The organism is Pantoea sp. R102, from assembly GCF_004916815.1.
Classification (GTDB): domain Bacteria; phylum Pseudomonadota; class Gammaproteobacteria; order Enterobacterales; family Enterobacteriaceae; genus Pantoea; species Pantoea dispersa.
The window spans coordinates 1-16,857 of the sequence record NZ_SDFT01000138.1 but is presented as its reverse complement, the minus strand read 5'-3'; the positions used below and the strand labels follow the sequence as shown (position 1 = coordinate 16,857).

The 16,857-nt window shown below is 57.0% G+C and carries 18 protein-coding genes and 3 tRNA genes; 9 read left to right on the top strand and 12 right to left on the bottom strand.

The genetic code is table 11. The features are described 5' to 3' along the window. Positions 1 to 1,182 (bottom strand): FAD-dependent oxidoreductase (locus ERD80_RS14910; protein ID WP_136547436.1); only part of this gene is annotated, 1,182 nt, incomplete at its 3' end. A gap of 138 nt (positions 1,183 to 1,320) precedes the next feature. Between ERD80_RS14910 and ERD80_RS14905 the strand changes: the two genes are divergently transcribed. Both ERD80_RS14905 and ERD80_RS22540 read left to right on the top strand, forming a co-directional pair. Then, positions 1,321 to 2,184, top strand: a complete 864-nt coding sequence (locus ERD80_RS14905; RefSeq protein ID WP_136547434.1) for a helix-turn-helix domain-containing protein — start codon at positions 1,321 to 1,323, stop codon at positions 2,182 to 2,184. Positions 2,185 to 2,294: 110 nt separating this feature from the next. After that, positions 2,295 to 2,465, top strand: coding sequence for a hypothetical protein (locus ERD80_RS22540; protein WP_058769590.1), 171 nt, complete (start codon positions 2,295 to 2,297; stop codon positions 2,463 to 2,465). Between the two features lie 112 nt (positions 2,466 to 2,577). Here ERD80_RS22540 and ERD80_RS14900 read toward each other — a convergent pair. From ERD80_RS14900 to uvrY, 6 genes are all read right to left on the bottom strand, one after another. After that, positions 2,578 to 2,663 (bottom strand) — tRNA-Leu (locus ERD80_RS14900). An 11-nt stretch (positions 2,664 to 2,674) separates the two neighbouring features. Then, positions 2,675 to 2,748 (bottom strand) — tRNA-Cys (locus ERD80_RS14895). A gap of 43 nt (positions 2,749 to 2,791) precedes the next feature. Beyond that, positions 2,792 to 2,867: transfer RNA gene (locus ERD80_RS14890), tRNA-Gly, on the bottom strand. Positions 2,868 to 3,018: 151 nt separating this feature from the next. Further along, positions 3,019 to 3,567, bottom strand: coding sequence for a CDP-diacylglycerol--glycerol-3-phosphate 3-phosphatidyltransferase (gene pgsA / locus ERD80_RS14885; RefSeq protein ID WP_021508275.1), 549 nt, complete (start codon positions 3,565 to 3,567; stop codon positions 3,019 to 3,021). A 68-nt stretch (positions 3,568 to 3,635) separates the two neighbouring features. Beyond that, positions 3,636 to 5,468, bottom strand: coding sequence for an excinuclease ABC subunit UvrC (uvrC, locus tag ERD80_RS14880; protein WP_136547432.1), 1,833 nt, complete (start codon positions 5,466 to 5,468; stop codon positions 3,636 to 3,638). Beyond that, on the bottom strand, positions 5,461 to 6,120 hold the full coding sequence (gene uvrY, locus ERD80_RS14875) for a UvrY/SirA/GacA family response regulator transcription factor (protein WP_021508277.1): 660 nt from the start codon (positions 6,118 to 6,120) through the stop codon (positions 5,461 to 5,463). Before uvrY ends, uvrC begins: the two co-directional genes overlap by 8 nt. Before the next feature lie 433 nt (positions 6,121 to 6,553). Here uvrY and ERD80_RS14870 point away from each other — a divergent pair, with 433 nt between their 5' ends. Continuing rightward, a complete protein-coding gene (locus tag ERD80_RS14870) occupies positions 6,554 to 6,781 on the top strand; it encodes a DUF2594 family protein (protein ID WP_010616664.1) in 228 nt (75 codons plus the stop codon). A gap of 31 nt (positions 6,782 to 6,812) precedes the next feature. On the opposite strand, the gene ERD80_RS14865 is transcribed toward ERD80_RS14870, so the two are convergent. Both ERD80_RS14865 and sdiA read right to left on the bottom strand, forming a co-directional pair. Beyond that, the gene (locus ERD80_RS14865; protein ID WP_031279842.1) at positions 6,813 to 7,424 is read right to left on the bottom strand and encodes an acyl-homoserine-lactone synthase; all 612 of its coding nucleotides are present in this window, start codon (positions 7,422 to 7,424) and stop codon (positions 6,813 to 6,815) included. A 124-nt stretch (positions 7,425 to 7,548) separates the two neighbouring features. Continuing rightward, positions 7,549 to 8,271: a transcriptional regulator SdiA gene (gene sdiA, locus ERD80_RS14860; RefSeq protein ID WP_021508278.1), complete on the bottom strand. Its 723-nt coding sequence runs from the start codon at positions 8,269 to 8,271 to the stop codon at positions 7,549 to 7,551. 539 nt (positions 8,272 to 8,810) lie between these two features. On the opposite strand from sdiA, the gene ERD80_RS14855 reads away from it, so the two are divergent. Then, a complete protein-coding gene (locus tag ERD80_RS14855) occupies positions 8,811 to 9,485 on the top strand; it encodes a DUF4396 domain-containing protein (RefSeq protein WP_136547431.1) in 675 nt (224 codons plus the stop codon). 1 nt (position 9,486) lies between these two features. On the opposite strand, the gene ERD80_RS14850 is transcribed toward ERD80_RS14855, so the two are convergent. Continuing rightward, complete coding sequence (locus ERD80_RS14850) at positions 9,487 to 10,185, bottom strand: extensin family protein (protein WP_058769587.1); 699 nt, start codon at positions 10,183 to 10,185, stop codon at positions 9,487 to 9,489. 286 nt (positions 10,186 to 10,471) lie between these two features. On the opposite strand from ERD80_RS14850, the gene cycA reads away from it, so the two are divergent. Continuing rightward, on the top strand, positions 10,472 to 11,863 hold the full coding sequence (cycA, locus tag ERD80_RS14845) for a D-serine/D-alanine/glycine transporter (protein WP_021508281.1): 1,392 nt from the start codon (positions 10,472 to 10,474) through the stop codon (positions 11,861 to 11,863). 42 nt (positions 11,864 to 11,905) lie between these two features. On the opposite strand, the gene ERD80_RS14840 is transcribed toward cycA, so the two are convergent. Both ERD80_RS14840 and rutR read right to left on the bottom strand, forming a co-directional pair. Further along, the gene (locus ERD80_RS14840) at positions 11,906 to 12,880 is read right to left on the bottom strand and encodes a metal-dependent hydrolase (RefSeq protein WP_136547429.1); all 975 of its coding nucleotides are present in this window, start codon (positions 12,878 to 12,880) and stop codon (positions 11,906 to 11,908) included. Positions 12,881 to 12,905: 25 nt separating this feature from the next. Further along, positions 12,906 to 13,541 carry an HTH-type transcriptional regulator RutR gene (gene rutR / locus ERD80_RS14835; RefSeq protein ID WP_031279844.1) on the bottom strand — a complete coding sequence of 212 codons (636 nt, stop codon included), beginning with the start codon at positions 13,539 to 13,541 and terminating at the stop codon, positions 12,906 to 12,908. 308 nt (positions 13,542 to 13,849) lie between these two features. On the opposite strand from rutR, the gene rutA reads away from it, so the two are divergent. From rutA to rutD, 4 genes are all read left to right on the top strand, one after another. Further along, complete coding sequence (gene rutA / locus ERD80_RS14830) at positions 13,850 to 14,941, top strand: pyrimidine utilization protein A (RefSeq protein WP_136547427.1); 1,092 nt, start codon at positions 13,850 to 13,852, stop codon at positions 14,939 to 14,941. Further along, positions 14,941 to 15,651 carry a pyrimidine utilization protein B gene (gene rutB / locus ERD80_RS14825; RefSeq protein ID WP_136547425.1) on the top strand — a complete coding sequence of 237 codons (711 nt, stop codon included), beginning with the start codon at positions 14,941 to 14,943 and terminating at the stop codon, positions 15,649 to 15,651. Before rutA ends, rutB begins: the two co-directional genes overlap by 1 nt. A 42-nt stretch (positions 15,652 to 15,693) precedes the next feature. Continuing rightward, the gene (rutC, locus tag ERD80_RS14820) at positions 15,694 to 16,089 is read left to right on the top strand and encodes a pyrimidine utilization protein C (protein ID WP_136547424.1); all 396 of its coding nucleotides are present in this window, start codon (positions 15,694 to 15,696) and stop codon (positions 16,087 to 16,089) included. Next, a partial coding sequence (gene rutD / locus ERD80_RS14815; RefSeq protein ID WP_136547422.1) for a pyrimidine utilization protein D occupies positions 16,089 to 16,857 on the top strand: 769 nt, incomplete at its 3' end. The genes rutC and rutD, both read left to right, overlap by 1 nt.

Sequence of the window (16,857 nt, the reverse complement as noted above, 5' to 3'; positions counted from 1 at the left end):
CAGCGCCACGCCGAGAATCTGCTGGCTGCCATTATCAACTACGGCTTTCAGCATGCCACGGGTGTCGTCAACAACGCGCGCACGCGGAATCGCGGCGACCGGCAGTGTCACCACCTGAATATCCCGCCCCTGCGCGCGCGCCTGCGCTTCAGTCAAACCAATACGTGATAACACAGGCGTCATAAACACGGAATACGGGATGTTAACGCGATCTTCGGTGGTGCGCGTGCCCTTACCCAGCAACTGATCGTAAACGATGCGGAAATCATCAAGCGAAATATAGGTAAACTGTGGCCCGCCGGTAACATCGCCCAGCGCCCAGATATGATCCACAGAGGTTTTAAGCTGTTTATCGACGCGCACCGCGCCGCGCGCATCGGTCACCACCCCCGCGTTTTCCAGTTTCAGTGCCTTCGTCGCCGGGCGACGGCCCGTGGCGACCAGCAGCACATCGACTTCACGATCGCCCTGTGCGGTATGCAGCGTCACGCTGTCGCGACCGCTGGTCACACGCTGTAATGCAGTGTTGAGCTCGAGCTTAACGCCCTGCTCCTGCAGGATCCTGGCTATCGCCGCACTGATATCATCATCTTCCCGCGTCAGAAATTGCGGTGCACTTTCAAACAACGTCACTTCGCTGCCAAAACCGGCAAACATGGAAGCAAACTCAACGCCAATATAACCGCCGCCAAGGATCCCCAGCCGCTGCGGCAGTTGCGTTAAATTCAGGATACCGCTGCTATCAACCACGCGCGGTCCGGCAACTAAGCCTTCCAGTGCGGGAAACACCGCTTCGGCACCGCTATTGATAAAAATACGCTCAGCATGAATCTGGCTGACCTGCTGCGAAGAGGTGATTTTCAGCGTGTGGGCATCCACAAATTCCGCCTCGCCATCAATGACATCGACCTGCGCAATAGCGGCCAGGTTAAGATAATTCTTCTCACGCAACAATTCTACTACTGCCGCTTTGCGCTGCATGGCCTCGCTGAAACTGGCATGATGTTGCACATCGTGTACCAGTGCTTTCGTTGGGATACAGCCAACATTAATGCAGGTGCCACCATACATTACGCGGGATTTTTCGATGATCGCGACACGCCATCCGGCGCGCCCCAGTGCCGCCGCCAGTGTTTTACCTGCTTTACCAAATCCGATGATTGCTGCCTGATAATGGTTCATGATGTTCTCCATGAGCGTCAAAAATAGTCATCACCCAAAGCTTACGGTTTGCTGCCGCGCCGTATTTCGCCGCAACGCTGGTATTTTTGTCTTTGCGTCTGAATCAAGCGGGCAGCTCAGGGAAAAGGGAAAAAACAGATGGATCCATTGAGTCAACTGCTGCTGCTGCATAACCCGCAGGGCAGCATAGATAAGAACTGCGTGCTGAGCGGTGAGTGGCAACTGCCGCACAGCGCCGGGCACCTGTGCGCAGTGCGCTGGCATACGGTCACAGGTGGCCCGGTCATGCTGGATATGCCCGTCACTGCGGGTGTCGAACTCAATGCTGGCAGCGTCATATTTCTGCCGCAAAACGCCGCGCATCGTATTTATCAGCGCCATACGCAGCCAACCCAACTGGTATGCGGCCTGCTGGAACTGCCCGCGTCGGCGCATGCTTTCCTCACCGCCCTGCCCGAAGTGCTAATGCTGGCCCCCGAACCCACAAGCAGCGATGGTCGCTGGCTGGCTGCGGTGCTGCCGTTCATCACCCAGAGTGCTGACGCACTGCCAGCTGCTGGTGATGCCGCACTTCGCAGCCAGCAGATTGGCAGCCTGTTCACACTGGCGGTGCGTCATGGGCTCTCAACTCACGCAGCGCAACCTGGCTTACTCTCCCTGGCTCTGCATCCACGTCTTGGCCCTTTAATCACCCAACTGTGCGCCGCGCCGGAAAGGCCGTGGACGGTAGAAGCCATGGCTCAGCAAGTGTTTATGTCCCGCGCCTCATTCGCGCTGCTGTTCCGCCAGCTCAGCGCTACCACGCCGCTGGCCGTGCTCACCGCCCTTCGTCTGCAGCTGGCCGCTCAGCGACTGGCGCGCGAAACAGCCCCGTTAATCAACATCGCTCTGGCCGTCGGCTACGCCAGCGAATCCTCCTTTCACAAAGCGTTTGTCCGTGAGTTTGGCTGCACTCCGGGAGAATACCGACGTCGTGTTGAAACGCTGGCGCAGGACCGCTAAGAGTAAAGAAGAAAACTGTACGCGCTTCGCTTGCGTAAAGGCGGATTCGTGGCTTTGCTTATTTCTCAGTGCGTTAACGATTACGCGGTTCGTAACAGGAGGAGAGCAAGATGAGTGGTTTGATGAAGGCAGCCTTAGCGGCACTGACATTGGTTACGCTGGCCGGCTGTATGCAACACAGCGACGCAGTGGGCAGTGACGGACGTCCACATGCGCCCAGCAAGCAGTCAGTACCTGGCGCCAGCGAAGGCGAAGGCCCGGTCGGCCAGCCACAGGATTGAGATTAGCGGGACAGACGTTATGTCCCGGTTTTATTTTTCAGGCACAAAAAAACCGCCCTTGGGCGGTCACGACATTGCTACTTATTGCTTTGATTTTATTCGGTATTAAATATGGTGCCCGGGGCGGGACTTGAACCCGCACGACCATAAGCCGAGGGATTTTAAATCCCTTGTGTCTACCGATTTCACCACCCGGGCAGGGTGTAAACTGGAGGCGCGTCCCGGAGTCGAACCGAGGTGGACGGATTTGCAATCCGCTGCATGGCCACTCTGCCAACGCGCCTTTTAATCTGAGGTGCAAGCCGTCTGCGACGTATTGCAATATCTGGAGCGGGAAACGAGACTCGAACTCGCGACCCCGACCTTGGCAAGGTCGTGCTCTACCAACTGAGCTATTCCCGCATTTGCTTATGCTTCACCGAACTTGCTGATTTTATTCAGCTTCTTGCAGCCTTGCTGCCGTTCGATGCGATGCATTCTACTTATCTGACGCAACGAGTCAATAGAATTATCCACACACTGCGTCCGTTTGCTGCTTTTTAAATCGCATCGATCAGCTATCGAGCAAATCGCCGCGTGCCGCGCTTAAATACTGGAACATTGACCAGAAAGTCAGCACCGCTGCGATGTACAACGCCACCACGCCAACGCCCACTACGGTCGCGTCCGGACGCCACAGCAGCGCCACCAGCGACAGCATCTGCGCCGTGGTCTTCACTTTGCCAATCCACGACACCGCCACGCTGCTGCGCTTGCCAATCTCCGCCATCCACTCACGTAAGGCCGAGATAATGATTTCACGCGCGATCATGGTGGCGGCCGGCAGCGTGATCCACCAGGCGTGGAAATACTCGGCGACCAGCACCAGCGCCATCGCCACCATCACTTTGTCAGCGACCGGATCGAGAAAGGCACCAAAACGTGTTGTCTGCTTCCAGCGACGCGCGAGGAAGCCATCAAACCAGTCAGTGACCGCAGCAATGACAAACAGCAGCGCCGTCGCGAAGGGAGCCCAGTGAAATGGCAGATAGAACGCCAGCACGAAGAACGGGATCAGAACAACTCGAAACAGGGTAAGACACGTCGGAATGTTAAATTGCATATGCCAGTAACTGTCTGGTGTGAGTAGGATTTAACGTATGTTCCTACATTGCCCACCCTGTTTCAATGTTAGTGTTTCAGCGAGTAGTAGATTTTTTCCGCCAGGGCGAAGGAGATACCCGGTACTTTAGCGATCTCATCGACGCTGGCATTCATCAGCGGTTGCAGGCCGCCCATGTACTTCAGCAGCTGCTGACGCCGTTTGGGTCCGACGCCTTCAATGCTCTCCAGCGCGCTGGTGTTCTTCACTTTGGCGCGTTTTTTCCGGTGGCCCGAAATTGCATGATTGTGAGCGTCGTCACGAATGTGCTGGATAACATGCAGCGCCGGCGAGTCCGGCGGCAGCGAAACGCCCTCGCCTTCCGCCGCAAAGAACAGCGTTTCCAGGCCGGCTTTACGGTCGCTGCCTTTTGCCACGCCGAGCAGAATCGGCCGGTTTTTATCCCATGGCACATCCAGTTCCGCAAACACCTGCTGCGCCTGCGCCAGCTGCCCTTTACCGCCATCGATCAGGATCACATCCGGGATCTTTTCCGGTTCCAGCGCCTTGCCGTAACGACGGCGCAACACCTGATTCATCGCCGCGTAGTCATCACCGGGGGTAACGCCTTCAATGTTGTAGCGGCGATAGTCAGCGCGCAGCGGGCCGTCACGGTTGAACACCACGCAGGACGCGATGGTCTGTTCGCCCATGGTGTGGCTGATGTCGAAACACTCCATGCGGTTAATCTGCTCCAGTTTGAGGAACGCCGCCAGCGCCGCCAGACGCTGCTGGATGGTCGAGTGCTGCGCCAGCCGCGTCGTCAGCGCCGTGGCGGCATTGGTGCGCGCCAGCTTCAAATAGCGCGCGCGGTCGCCGCGCGGTTTGCTCTGAATGCTGACTTTGCGCCCGGCCAGTTCGCTCAGCGATGCGGCCAGCAGTTCCCGCTCAGGCAGAGTGAAGTCCAGCAGGATGTCCGCCGGTAAGGTACGTGCTTCGCTGCCCTGCAGATAGAACTGCCCGACAAACGTCTGCACCACTTCGGTGAGTTCCGTGTCCGCCGGCACCTTCGGGAAATAGCTGCGGCTGCCCAGCACTTTGCCCTGCCGGATAAACAGCACGTGCAGACAGGCCATGCCGGCGTCATAGGCGACGCCCATCACGTCGAGATCATCGCCCTGATTGGAAACGAACTGTTTCTCCGTAATCCGCCGCACCGCCTGAATCTGGTCCCGCAGGCGCGCCGCCTCTTCGAAACGCAGGCCCACGCTGGCCTGCTCCATACGCTGCACCAGCTGATTAATTACCTGATCGTCTTTACCGGCCAGAAACAGCCGCACATAGTCGGTTTGCTGCGCATATTCCTCTTCGCTCACCAGGCCGGCGACGCAGGGGCCGAGGCAACGGCCAATCTGATACTGCAGGCACGGACGCGAGCGGTTGCGGTAGACGCTGTTCTCGCACTGGCGAATCGGAAACACCTTTTGCAGCAGCGCCAGGGTTTCACGCACCGCATAGCCGTTGGGAAACGGACCAAAGTATTCGCCTTTGGCGTGTTTGGCACCGCGGTGCATCGCCAGGCGCGGATGCGGATCGCCGCTAAGGAAAATATAGGGGTACGACTTATCATCGCGCAGCAGCACGTTGTAGCGCGGCTGATACAACTTGATGTAGTTGTGCTCCAGCAGCAGCGCTTCGGTCTCCGTATGGGTGACCGTGACATCAATATTATGGATGTTGCTGACCAGCACTTCGGTCTTACGGCTTCCCACCTGCGTGCGGAAATAGCTGCTCAGGCGTTTTTTAAGGTCTTTGGCTTTACCAACATAGATCACCGTGCCTGTCGCGTCATACATGCGGTAGACGCCGGGCTGACTGGTCACGGTGCTGAGAAAGGCTTTAGGATTGAAAACGTCACTCACTACTGATTAACGGCTCCGCATTGAACAGGCCATGGCGTATGGCCAGATGCGTTAACTCTACGTCACCACTGATGTTCAACTTGCTGAACATGCGATAGCGATAGCTATTAACGGTTTTCGGGCTCAGGTTAAGCTGCTCGGAAATCTCCGTCACCTTTTGCCCTCGGGTAATCATCAGCATAATCTGCAATTCCCTTTCCGACAAACAGCTGAACGGTGATTCGGCGCGCTGCGGCTCGATCTGGCTCAGCGCCATCTGCTGAGCGATATCAGAGGCGATGTAACGCTGACCGGCGTGCACCGAGCGAATGGCGCTGACCACTTCCTGCGGCGCCGCCCCTTTGCTGAGATAACCTGCCGCACCGGCCTGCATGACTTTCGCTGGCAGGGGGTTTTCGGTGTGGATAGTCAGCATGATGATGCGGATATCCGGATTGAAGCGCACGATTTTGCGCGTCGCCTCCAGTCCGCCAATGCCGGGCATGTTCATGTCCATCAGCACCACATCCACAGGATGTGTGCGGCACCATTTTACCGCATCCTCACCACAGGCCACTTCCCCGGCAATCACCAGTCCCTTCATATCTTCCAGTATGCGACGAATACCGGCGCGTACCAGTTCATGGTCATCAACAAGAAGCAGGCTGATCAACGGGACGTACTCCGCAGGTTAGTGGGGGAAAATATATTTCAGGGGCGTTATCTTACCGGGTTTCGCGTGGAAAGAACATCAGGGGCGCCAGATAAATCTCAAAACCAATGACCCATGTCAAATAGCAGGCAGCGGTGATTGTTTTTTTTAGCTGATGCAATACCATACTGGAATAAAATTGTTAAAATGTGACTAATATCATTAAGTTATAATTTATAACCCGCCTTCGCTTCTTCCCGCCGGCAGCACCTAAAAATAATCTTTCCGTGGAAGTTTTTTGCGCACGAAAAATAACGAACGGCGCAATTAATTAACCGTCTGCGCGCGGGTCGATGATGTGGCCTAAATTCTTCCATCAAGCGTATGATATACTCTGTTTTTTATGCACGGGAAGAATGTGTGCGCACAAGGTCATTCCACAAAGGAGATAATGATGAGTGATGAAGATTTCGTAACATCGCGCGATACCCAGGCGCTGGCGGATGAAGTTGCCTGCCTGAAAATGATGGTGACGCTGATCCTGAAAGGCATGGGCCAGGCTGATGCCGGTAAGGTGATCATCAACATGGAGCGCTACGTTCAGTCCGCGCTGGCCGATAAACCGCAGGCCGAGGTGTTCAGCAACACCATCCGCCAGATTAAAACCGCCTACCGTCAGTAAGCGGAGTGCCCTGCGCATCCTGCGCGGGGCGTTAGCTGTGTGACTGCCAGTTGACCGACACGCCCAGCGAGGGCAGCACTTCTTCCGGACTGAAGCGACGCGTGCCGCGATACTTCTCCGCCAGCGCCGGCTGCTGCACCGGAATACGAATGGCAAACAGATTGTCTTCTGACTGGATCAGTCCCGGCGAGAGCGGCTCGTACACCACCTGATGCTGCTCAAACATCTTCTCCAGCATCGGCGTGGCCGAACTGATCAAATACTCCATCCCGCTCAGCTCTGCCAGCTGTACCGAATGCCATAAGATGTTCAGCGGCAGTTCGGCATCCACTTCAAGGCGGGCCGAATAGCGCGACATTTCCCACACTTTTTGCTGATCAAAAGGCAGCACCATGCCTTCCGGCACTTCCGGCTCGTGCCACGGTAGCAGACGTGCGCAGCCACAAATGCCCTGACGCGCAGTCCAGGCAATCAGCCAGGTGACATCGGAACGATCGAAGCGATCGTACTCCTGTCCCGGCGTGCTGAGTCGCGGCGGAATTGACCAGCCCTCGCCACGCGCAAATACGCTGTAACGATAGGTGCCCAACTCGGCCAGCAAAGAGGACGGCATATCCTTTAGCTGTGTTTGAATTATTTTCATCATGCGCCCCTGACATCCCCATGTTTGCAATGATTTATTAAGCGCCAGCCTGGCGGAGTTTCCGGCGCAGGGTAGACAACTGACTGCGGCTTAGGAACTACTAAAATTAGTAGTTGCCTTTTCGCTATATCAGGCCGATGGCTGCGGCATAACAGGCAATCTGCGTTTTATTGGAAACATTAAAACGCTTTTGCATATTCTTTTGGTGAAAATTTACCGTGTGTTCAGAAATAGCCAGAATGAGGGAAATTTCGGCTGAGGTTTTCCCCTCCGCTGTCCATTTCAATATTTCCAGCTCGCGCTGACTAAAATCATTCGATAACACCACCATTGAGCCGTCATTCAGACGGTCCAGCACACGCAAACTCAGTTCCGCCAGGAAGTGCAGTTGCACCTCCAGCTCAACGCGTCTGTGCTGGGTCTGGCTGGGTTGTTGCGATGCTATAGATAATATACCAATGGCACGATTTAGCGCCATTGCCGAGCATGAAAAGCCACTTACCAGCCCTGCTGCATTGGCTTCTGCCCATAAATTGCCTGCGCCGGTAAATAAATCACGCGTCCACTCCACGCCGCGACCGGGCTGCTGGCAGAGCATTAACACCGGATCCACCGCATAGTAATTTTCACTCTCGTAGCGTTTCACCCAGCTCTGCGGATAGGTGCTAAAGAGAAAAATACGCGGTCGGGTAAAAGGCACCGGATGCTGTACCAAAAAGGCAAAAGCATCAAATCCAAGGGCCTCAACATGTTTTTGCAGCAGCGATTTCAATTGCAGCACTTCGGAAAGCGCCTGAAATTCTTTTTCAGTTTCGCCTCGCCAGACGAAATAATTATCGATGGTCATTATTGCCCTGGCGCTGTTTCACGCCTTATTCATAACAGGGTATCTGTGCCGATTAATGTAAAAAATAAATTAACCAGAGAAAAAATATTGATTGAAACCAGAGCGGCATTGCGGGCAAAAAGTGATAACTACCTTGTTGTCAATATGTTACCCAAATGAGAAATTAAACTATGGTGCGTTTGCCAGCGGCACCATCAGGATGATAAGTCGTGCGAATCAGAATAAGATTTTTCTGAAGAATTTTCAATCGTCCTGTTGATTAAACGCCAGACTTCGCAGATAAAACATTCGCCTCATCATTAATCGCTATTATCTTTGCCATTCCCCTTTTTTATACCGCCCGTCATAATCTTCCTGCTGATTAAGTCCGCAGCGCGGCTTAATTCCAGTTATTTCTGCAGTGTTTCCCTGCTTTGCACCTGTGGCAGACATTTCCGGCACCGTCTTTTCCAGCTACGCTTTAGCAGAGGCGCAAGGTGGCAGGCACCAGCATAGCTCCGCAGGCTGGCGCGATTTCAGCAAACTGAGTGGGACTGACTATGTTAAACCAGCTGGCATTACCCTTTCTGGTCGTGGGCATGTGTACCGCCCTGATGATCGCTAAAGATCTGTTGCGTCACCCGCATCCGCTGGCGGTCATGAATATCATCTGGCCGCTCACCGGGCTTTACATGCCGTTTTTCGGCTGGCTGGCATGGTGGTATCTCGGGCGTAAACCGTCACGTCAGCGAAAACTGGCGCTGCTGCTGCCATCCGGATTAACCGGTTATGCCAGCTGGCAAACCATTTTTATTTCCACCTCGCTCTCTGCCGCCGCCTGTATATTCGGCGACATCATCACCCTGCCAATAGTCACTCTGCTCAAGCATTTTGCAATTAGCCCCGCGCTGTGGTTACAGGCGGTTATTTGCGTGATGATTTCGTTACTGGCGGGATTATTTTTTCAGTTTCTGGCCATTCGCCAGCGGCAACAACTTTCTATTGTCCGTACGTTATTATTAGCGCTGAAAACAGAAACCTTTCCGCTGCTGATTTATCAAACGGGAATCTTTATCTTTATGACGCTGGCCCTAAAATATGTGCTTAATCAACAGCTCAATCCCCTGCTCAGCGCCTTCTGGTTTATGTTACAGCTGGCGATGCTCACCGGATTTATTTTCTCCTGGCCGGCAAATCATTTCCTCATCAAACGCGGATTAAACCCGGCGGTGTAGTTTAGCGACAAAAGCCTGCGCCGCGCATGCCAAGGTGGAAATGGCTGGCATGCGCCGCATTGTAATCCGGCCCCAGCGCATTACCGAAGCTGGCGCAGCCGTTGCGCCATAACGCGTGCAAACCGGCAGCGGCCTGCGGCGGTTGCTGCCAGTTTTTGCCTACCTGCAGCCAGCGCCCGTCCGCCAGCTGAAAGCCCGTGATGTCCCACGCCTCCGCCGTCGCGTGTTCACTGCGGCGTCCTTCCTGGCGGTGATAAATATTGCGGCAGGCGTAACTGCCAACGTGCGCGATGCGGCGCAGCGGCGAGGTAATGCCGGCCTGCTGCAGCGCCGCATTGCTGCGCGTAACATACAGCGTGCTGGCCACCGCCATCGGACAGCTGGCAAGAAAACTGCTGCTCAGCGTGACCTCACCGAAGCGGCTGATGCGCAGCGGCTGATCAATCGGACAATCGCCCTGCAGCGGCGGCACCTCACGGAAACTGACTCTGCCCTGCGCGCTGGCCGCGCGCATCACCGCCAGACACGCGGCCGGATCGCTGCTCAGCCGCTGCAGCTTATAGCGCGTCATCCAGCCCGGCGGATCGGTAACCTGGAGCGGTATAAACGGATTCCACTGTGGCGGCAGATGCGTTTTCAGCCAGGGTAAACTCCACCAGCCGCACAGGGCCAGCAGCACTATCGCGAGCAATGCGCGCACGCTGCCTCACTTTTTCCGGGTTCATCGAAATGACAAGTGTAGAACCCTGCGCAGCGCTGCGTGGTGCAAGCGGCTCATTTGCAGAACATTTACGCAAAATGACGGCACGGCGCGCCATGTAAATATTTACTGACACGGTAAAGCACGCAAAAGGGCACAAAGGTTTAAAAACCATTACCGAGAGTGGCCGCCTTTCCTCTATCTTATGCCCTCTTGCCCTGTGCAACAGCACGTTATTCAACAGCCAGCAGAGCTGACACAACATCAAGACAGGAAAGATATTTTTATGGTTGATCAATCTAAAGCGGCGCCCATTGAGGCCGAACAGCCGGAAAAACTCCGGCGCAACCTGCATAACCGTCACATCCAGCTTATCGCCATCGGCGGTGCCATTGGCACCGGTCTGTTCATGGGCTCCGGTAAAACCATCAGCCTGGCGGGTCCGTCGATCATCTTCGTCTATATGATCATCGGTTTTATGCTGTTCTTTGTGATGCGCGCCATGGGTGAGCTGCTGCTCTCCAACCTTGAGTACAAATCCTTCAGCGACTTTGCCGCCGACCTGCTCGGGCCGTGGGCCGGTTATTTCACCGGCTGGACTTACTGGTTCTGCTGGGTGGTGACCGGCATCGCCGACGTGGTGGCGATCAGCGCCTATTTCCAGCTGTGGTTCCCGGACTTCTCGATCTGGATGAGCGCGCTGCTGTGCGTGTTTGTTTTCCTTGCCCTGAACATCGCCACGGTAAAACTGTTTGGCGAGATGGAGTTCTGGTTCGCCATTATCAAAATTGTCGCCATCGTGGCGTTAATCATCACCGGGATTGTGCTGGTCAGCCTGCACTACCCTTCGCCGAACGGGAGCCACGCGGCGCTGAGCAACATCTGGGATCACGGCGGCATGTTCCCGAAAGGGCTGAGCGGTTTCTTTGCCGGCTTCCAGATTGCGGTGTTTGCCTTTGTCGGCATTGAACTGGTGGGTACGGCGGCGGCGGAGACCAAAGATCCGCATAAAGTTCTGCCGCGTGCCATCAACGCGATCCCGCTGCGCATCATCATGTTCTACGTGCTGGCGCTGCTGGTGATCATGGCGGTGACGCCGTGGAACCAGGTCATGCCGGATCGCAGTCCGTTCGTTGAAATGTTTGTGCTGATTGGCCTGCCGGCCGCTGCAAGCATCGTTAACTTTGTGGTGCTGACCTCCGCGGCCTCCTCAGCCAACAGCGGCATCTTCTCCACCAGCCGCATGCTGTATGGCCTGGCGGAACAGGGCGTGGCGCATAAGGCGTTTGGCCGTCTCTCGGCGCGCGCGGTGCCAACCACCGGCCTGTTCTTCTCCTGCCTGTGTCTGCTGGCTGGCGTGGCGTTGATCTATCTGATTCCGGATGTGATGACGGTCTTCACCATGGTGACCACGGTCTCGGCGATTCTGTTCATGTTTGTCTGGACCATTATCCTGTGCAGCTACCTGGCCTACCGCAAACAGCATCCGCAGCGTCATGCGGCGTCACGCTTCAAAATGCCACTCGGCAAGCTGATGTGCTGGGTGTGCATGGCTTTCTTTGCCTTTGTGCTGGTGCTGCTGACGCTGCAGGAAGATACGCGCCAGGCGCTGATGGTGACGCCACTGTGGTTTGTGGTGCTGACCATGGGCTGGCTGCTACGCCGGCGTAAAGCCTGATCCACCTAAACGAAAAAGGCCCGGTTATCCGGGCCTTTTTCGTTATAAGCGTTCTGTGAATTTGTGCCACGCCTGCGCCAGCGACGGCCGCAGCGAATCTTCCCGCTGTGGTGCTGCTGCCGGCGCTGCGGCGGGACCGAGATTAAAGGTAAAGGTGTAATCCGGCTCTTCCCCCATGCGCAAATCCACGATCAGCGTGTCGTTGCCCTGCTGGCGCATGGCATAAAATCCATGGCTGAACCACGCAACGCGTTCGGCGTGCCACTGGCCTTTAAACGGGGCAAAAAGCGCGGGATGGCGATCGTACCAGCGGATCTGTAAGGGACGATCGGGCGACAGCAGCGACCACCATGCTTCCCCGTAGCGCTGCGGCGTGATAATTACCGTGCGCCACACCAGCGTGTTGAACGCGGTGGGCGTCACCAGCAGTTGCTGCGGCTGCACGGCCTGCTGCGTCAGCTGGTGCTCAATATGTCGGGTAGCAACACTTTGCGCCACCATGCTCCAGCCCAGGTACAGCGTGCTGATGAGCAATCCGGCCTGATTCCAGCGCAGCCCGCACGCATCCCGCCGCCACAGTGCGACGATCAGGGCGAACAGCAGCGGCAGCGTATAGAGCGGATCGATGATGAACATGCTGCCGATGGCGAACGGGTAATCGGTCAGCGGCAGCCCGAGCTGCGTGCCGTACACCGTGGTCAGGTCCAGCAGCGGATGCGTGATCAATGCCAGCCAGATGGCGAGGCACCAGGCGCGCCAGTGCTGCCGGCTGCGCGTCACGCCGGCCACCAGCCAGCCAGGTAACGGTGCCACCAGCGTCAGCCACAGCAGCGCGTGGCTCTCGGTGCGGTGCAGCGTCATGTTGCGGATGGCATCGCCGTGGTCGATAAACACGTCGAGGTCCGGCAGCGTGCCCGCGACCGCCCCCGCCAGCGCCGCCTGCCACAGCGGCACGCGTTTGCCCATTACGGCCACGGTCACCGCCGCGCCCAGCGTTAGTTGTGATAGCGAATCCATGCACTCTCCTGGTCAGCCACGGGGATCAGCGCACGCGGATCCCTTCAATGATCATGCGCTGAACGTTATCCAGCGTCTGGGCAAAAAATTCCGCATCGTTTAGCGTCTGGCCGGTGATGGCTTCCACCTGGGACGCGAAATCAGCGTAGTGCTGCGTGGTCGCCCACAGCAGAAAGAACAGATGCTGCGGCTGCACGCCGGCAATACGCCCTTCGGCGATCCACTGTTCGATAATCGCCGCTTTGTCATCCACCAGCGCTTTTAAATCCCCCGCCAGCTCGCCCTTCAGCAGCGGCGCGCCCTGCAGCATCTCCAGACAGAACAGACGCGATGCCTGCGGGTGGTCACGCGACACTTCCAGCTTGAGACGAATATAGTTGCGGATGGCCACCAGCGGATCCTGGTCATGACGCAGCGCACGCAGCGGCGCCAGCCACACATCAAGAATCTCTTTCAGTACCGCCACATACAGCACTTCTTTTGACGGATAGTAGTAAAGCAGGTTGGTTTTTGAGACGTCCGCGCGCTCAGCCACCTTATCCAGACTGGTGCCGTGAATGCCAAACTGCGAGAAGAAGGCCAATGCCGCTTCCAGAATAGCTGCCCGTTTCGCCGCAACGGCCCGCGATCGGCGTCCTGGCTTTTTTTCATCGCTTTTCACACTGTTACCTCTTCCATCCTGCGAAATCGCATCATAACAAACGCCCTGTTTCCTGCCTAATGCTGTGCCCTGCACCTTTTTCGCTCAGATGACGCATGAAAAACGTGCAATTTGTTTTGACCAGATGGTCTGTTTTGGACCAGTCACTCAGGATTCATTACGTCGCCAATTTTAACTGATTGTTATGTATCACTTTTAAAATTGTGGCACAGGCTTTGCAATTTTGTGATCGAGCGCCGCCCGCAGGATGCGTGCAGGAAGCAACGCAGCGCGTGAAGCAATCCATGTTCAATGCAGAGAGGTTTCACATGAAAATTGGCGTTTTCGTTCCGATTGGCAACAATGGCTGGCTCATCTCCACGCATGCCCCGCAATACAAGCCGACCTTTGAGCTCAACAAAGCGATTGTGCTCAAGGCTGAGCACTATCACTTCGACTTTGCCCTGTCGATGATTAAGCTGCGCGGCTTCGGCGGCAAAACCGAATTCTGGGACCACAACCTGGAGTCCTTCACCCTGATGGCCGGGCTGGCCGCGGTGACCTCACGCATTGAAATCTACGCCACCGCCGCCACCCTGACGCTGCCGCCCGCCATCGTGGCGCGCATGGCCGCCACCATCGACTCCATCTCCGGCGGCCGCTTCGGCGTCAATCTGGTGACCGGTTGGCAGAAGCCGGAGTATGAGCAGATGGGGCTGTGGCCGGGCGATGAATATTTTGCCAGCCGCTACAACTACCTGACGGAGTACGTCACGGTGCTGCGCGACCTGTGGGGCACTGGCCAGAGCGACTTCAAAGGTGAGTTCTTCACCATGAACGACTGTCGCGTCAGTCCGCAGCCGCAGAAGCCGATGAAGGTGATTTGCGCCGGTCAAAGTGATGCCGGCATGGCCTTTTCGGCGCAATACGCTGATTACAACTTCTGCTTCGGCAAGGGCATCAATACCCCGACCGCCTTTGCACCCACTGCCGCACGCATGAAACAGGCCGCGGACAAAACCGGGCGCGACGTCGGTTCCTACGTGCTGTTTATGATTATCGCCGCCGAAAGCGACGAAGCCGCGCGCGCCAAATGGGAACACTACAAAGCCGGCGCAGACGATGAAGCCCTCGCCTGGCTCACCACGCAGAGCCAGCAGGACACCAAATCCGGCAGCGACACCAATGTGCGCCAGATGGCCGATCCGACCTCTGCCGTCAACATCAATATGGGCACGCTGGTCGGTTCTTATGCCAGCGTGGCACGCATGCTGGATGAAGTGGCGCTGGTGGAAGGCACCGAAGGCGTGCTGCTGACCTTTGATGATTTCCTGCAGGGCATTGAAGATTTTGGTGAACGTATCCAGCCGCTGATGGCGTGCCGCCGCGCGCTGATTGACGCCCACAAGGAGGTTGCATAATGAATACCGTCGTTTGTACCCACAGCAGCAGCCAGCCTGCTGTGACTCTGCCGGCGCGCCCGGAAGCCATCGCCCTGCCGCCGGCGCAAAGCGCGCTCATTGTGGTGGATATGCAGAACGCCTACGCCAGCCAGGGCGGCTATCTCGATCTGGCCGGGTTTGATGTCTCCGCTACCCAGCCGGTTATCGCCTGGATTCATCAGGCGGTTACCGCCGCCCGCGCGGCAGGGATGCAGATCATCTGGTTCCAGAACGGCTGGGATAATCAGTATGTCGAAGCCGGTGACGCCGGTTCGCCCAATTTCCATAAATCCAACGCGCTGAAAACCATGCGCCAGCGGCCGGAGCTGCACGGCACGCTGCTGGCAAAAGGCGGCTGGGATTATGCGCTGGTGGATGAGCTGGTACCGCAAGCCGGCGATATCGTGCTGCCCAAACCGCGCTACAGCGGCTTTTTCAACACGCCGCTCGACAGCATGCTGCGCAGCCGCGGTATTCGTCATCTGGTGTTTACCGGCATTGCCACCAACGTCTGCGTGGAATCGACGCTGCGCGACGGCTTTTTCCTCGAGTATTTCGGCGTGGTGCTGGCAGATGCCACCCATCAGGCCGGACCGTCGTTTGCTCAGCAGGCGGCGCTGTTCAACATTGAAACCTTTTTTGGCTGGGTCAGCGATACCGACACCTTCTGCGAGGCGCTGAAGTCGTAACCGCCGTTTCACCTGCACGCTTAATAATAAGGACTCTGAGTCATGCCTAAAACAGTGATTATTCCTCCCGGCACCACGACGCCGATCGCTCCGTTTGTACCCGGCACCTTAGCCGATGGCGTGGTGTACGTTTCCGGTACGCTGCCGTTCGATGCCAACAACAACGTGGTGCACGTCGGGGATGCGGCGGCGCAAACCCGCCACGTGCTGGAAACCATCAAAAAAGTGATCGAGACCGCCGGTGGCAGCCTGCAGGACGTCACTTTCAACTCGATTTTCATCACCGACTGGAGCAACTACGCGGCGGTGAACCAGGTGTATGCCGACTATTTTCCCGGCGACAAACCGGCGCGCTTCTGTATTCAGTGCGGTCTGGTGAAACCCGATGCGCTGATTGAAATCGCCAGCGTGGCACACATTGGCCGGCAGGAGGCGTAATGCATCTGGACATTCAGGGATTAAGCGCGCCCGACGCGCCGACGCTGGTACTGTCGTCCGGGCTGGGCGGCGTGGCCGCTTTCTGGCAACCGCAGCTGGCGGCACTGACGCCGCACTATCGCGTGGTGACCTACGATCAGCGCGGCACCGGTCGCAGCCCCGATACGCTGCCGGAAGGTTACAGCATGGCGATGATGGCAGCGGAACTGGCCGACGCGCTGGCGGAGCACGGCATCGAACAGTATGACATCGTGGGCCATGCGCTTGGCGGGCTGATTGGCCTGCAGCTGGCGCTCGATTATCCGCAGCGCGTGGGACGCGTGGTGGTGATTAACGGCTGGCTGGCGCTGGATGCCCACACCGAGCGCTGCTTCCAGGTGCGCCAGGATCTGCTGCTCAACGTTGGTGTTGAAGCGTTTGTGCGCGCGCAGCCGCTGTTTCTTTATCCGGCCGAATGGCTGGCACGCCATCAGTCGCGCATCAGCGCGGAGGATGTGCATCACGTGGCGCATTTCCAGGGCATGGAGAACCTGCTACGGCGTCTGCACGCGCTGAAATCGGCCGATTTCCGTCCGCACGCCTCGCGAATCACCCAGCCGGTGCTGGCGATATGCAGTCAGGATGACCTGCTGGTGCCGTGGAGCTGCTCGCCGCAGCTGGCGCAGGCGCTGCCCAACGGCAGCCTGATTGAGATGCCGTGGGGCGGCCATGCCATGAGCGTGACCGATGCCGACAACTTTAATGCGCTGCTGCTGCGCTGGCTGGCGG

Bases quoted from the DNA above. Each gene is read 5' to 3' on its own strand.
- ERD80_RS14905 (WP_136547434.1), top strand. From the start codon at position 1,321: ATGGATCCATTGAGTCAACTGCTGCTGCTGCATAACCCGCAGGGCAGC.
- ERD80_RS22540 (WP_058769590.1), top strand. From the start codon at position 2,295: ATGAGTGGTTTGATGAAGGCAGCCTTAGCGGCACTGACATTGGTTACG.
- pgsA (WP_021508275.1), bottom strand. From the start codon at position 3,567: ATGCAATTTAACATTCCGACGTGTCTTACCCTGTTTCGAGTTGTTCTG.
- ERD80_RS14870 (WP_010616664.1), top strand. From the start codon at position 6,554: ATGAGTGATGAAGATTTCGTAACATCGCGCGATACCCAGGCGCTGGCG.
- ERD80_RS14865 (WP_031279842.1), bottom strand. From the start codon at position 7,424: ATGAAAATAATTCAAACACAGCTAAAGGATATGCCGTCCTCTTTGCTG.
- sdiA (WP_021508278.1), bottom strand. From the start codon at position 8,271: ATGACCATCGATAATTATTTCGTCTGGCGAGGCGAAACTGAAAAAGAA.
- ERD80_RS14855 (WP_136547431.1), top strand. From the start codon at position 8,811: ATGTTAAACCAGCTGGCATTACCCTTTCTGGTCGTGGGCATGTGTACC.
- cycA (WP_021508281.1), top strand. From the start codon at position 10,472: ATGGTTGATCAATCTAAAGCGGCGCCCATTGAGGCCGAACAGCCGGAA.
- ERD80_RS14840 (WP_136547429.1), bottom strand. From the start codon at position 12,880: ATGGATTCGCTATCACAACTAACGCTGGGCGCGGCGGTGACCGTGGCC.
- rutA (WP_136547427.1), top strand. From the start codon at position 13,850: ATGAAAATTGGCGTTTTCGTTCCGATTGGCAACAATGGCTGGCTCATC.
- rutB (WP_136547425.1), top strand. From the start codon at position 14,941: ATGAATACCGTCGTTTGTACCCACAGCAGCAGCCAGCCTGCTGTGACT.
- rutC (WP_136547424.1), top strand. From the start codon at position 15,694: ATGCCTAAAACAGTGATTATTCCTCCCGGCACCACGACGCCGATCGCT.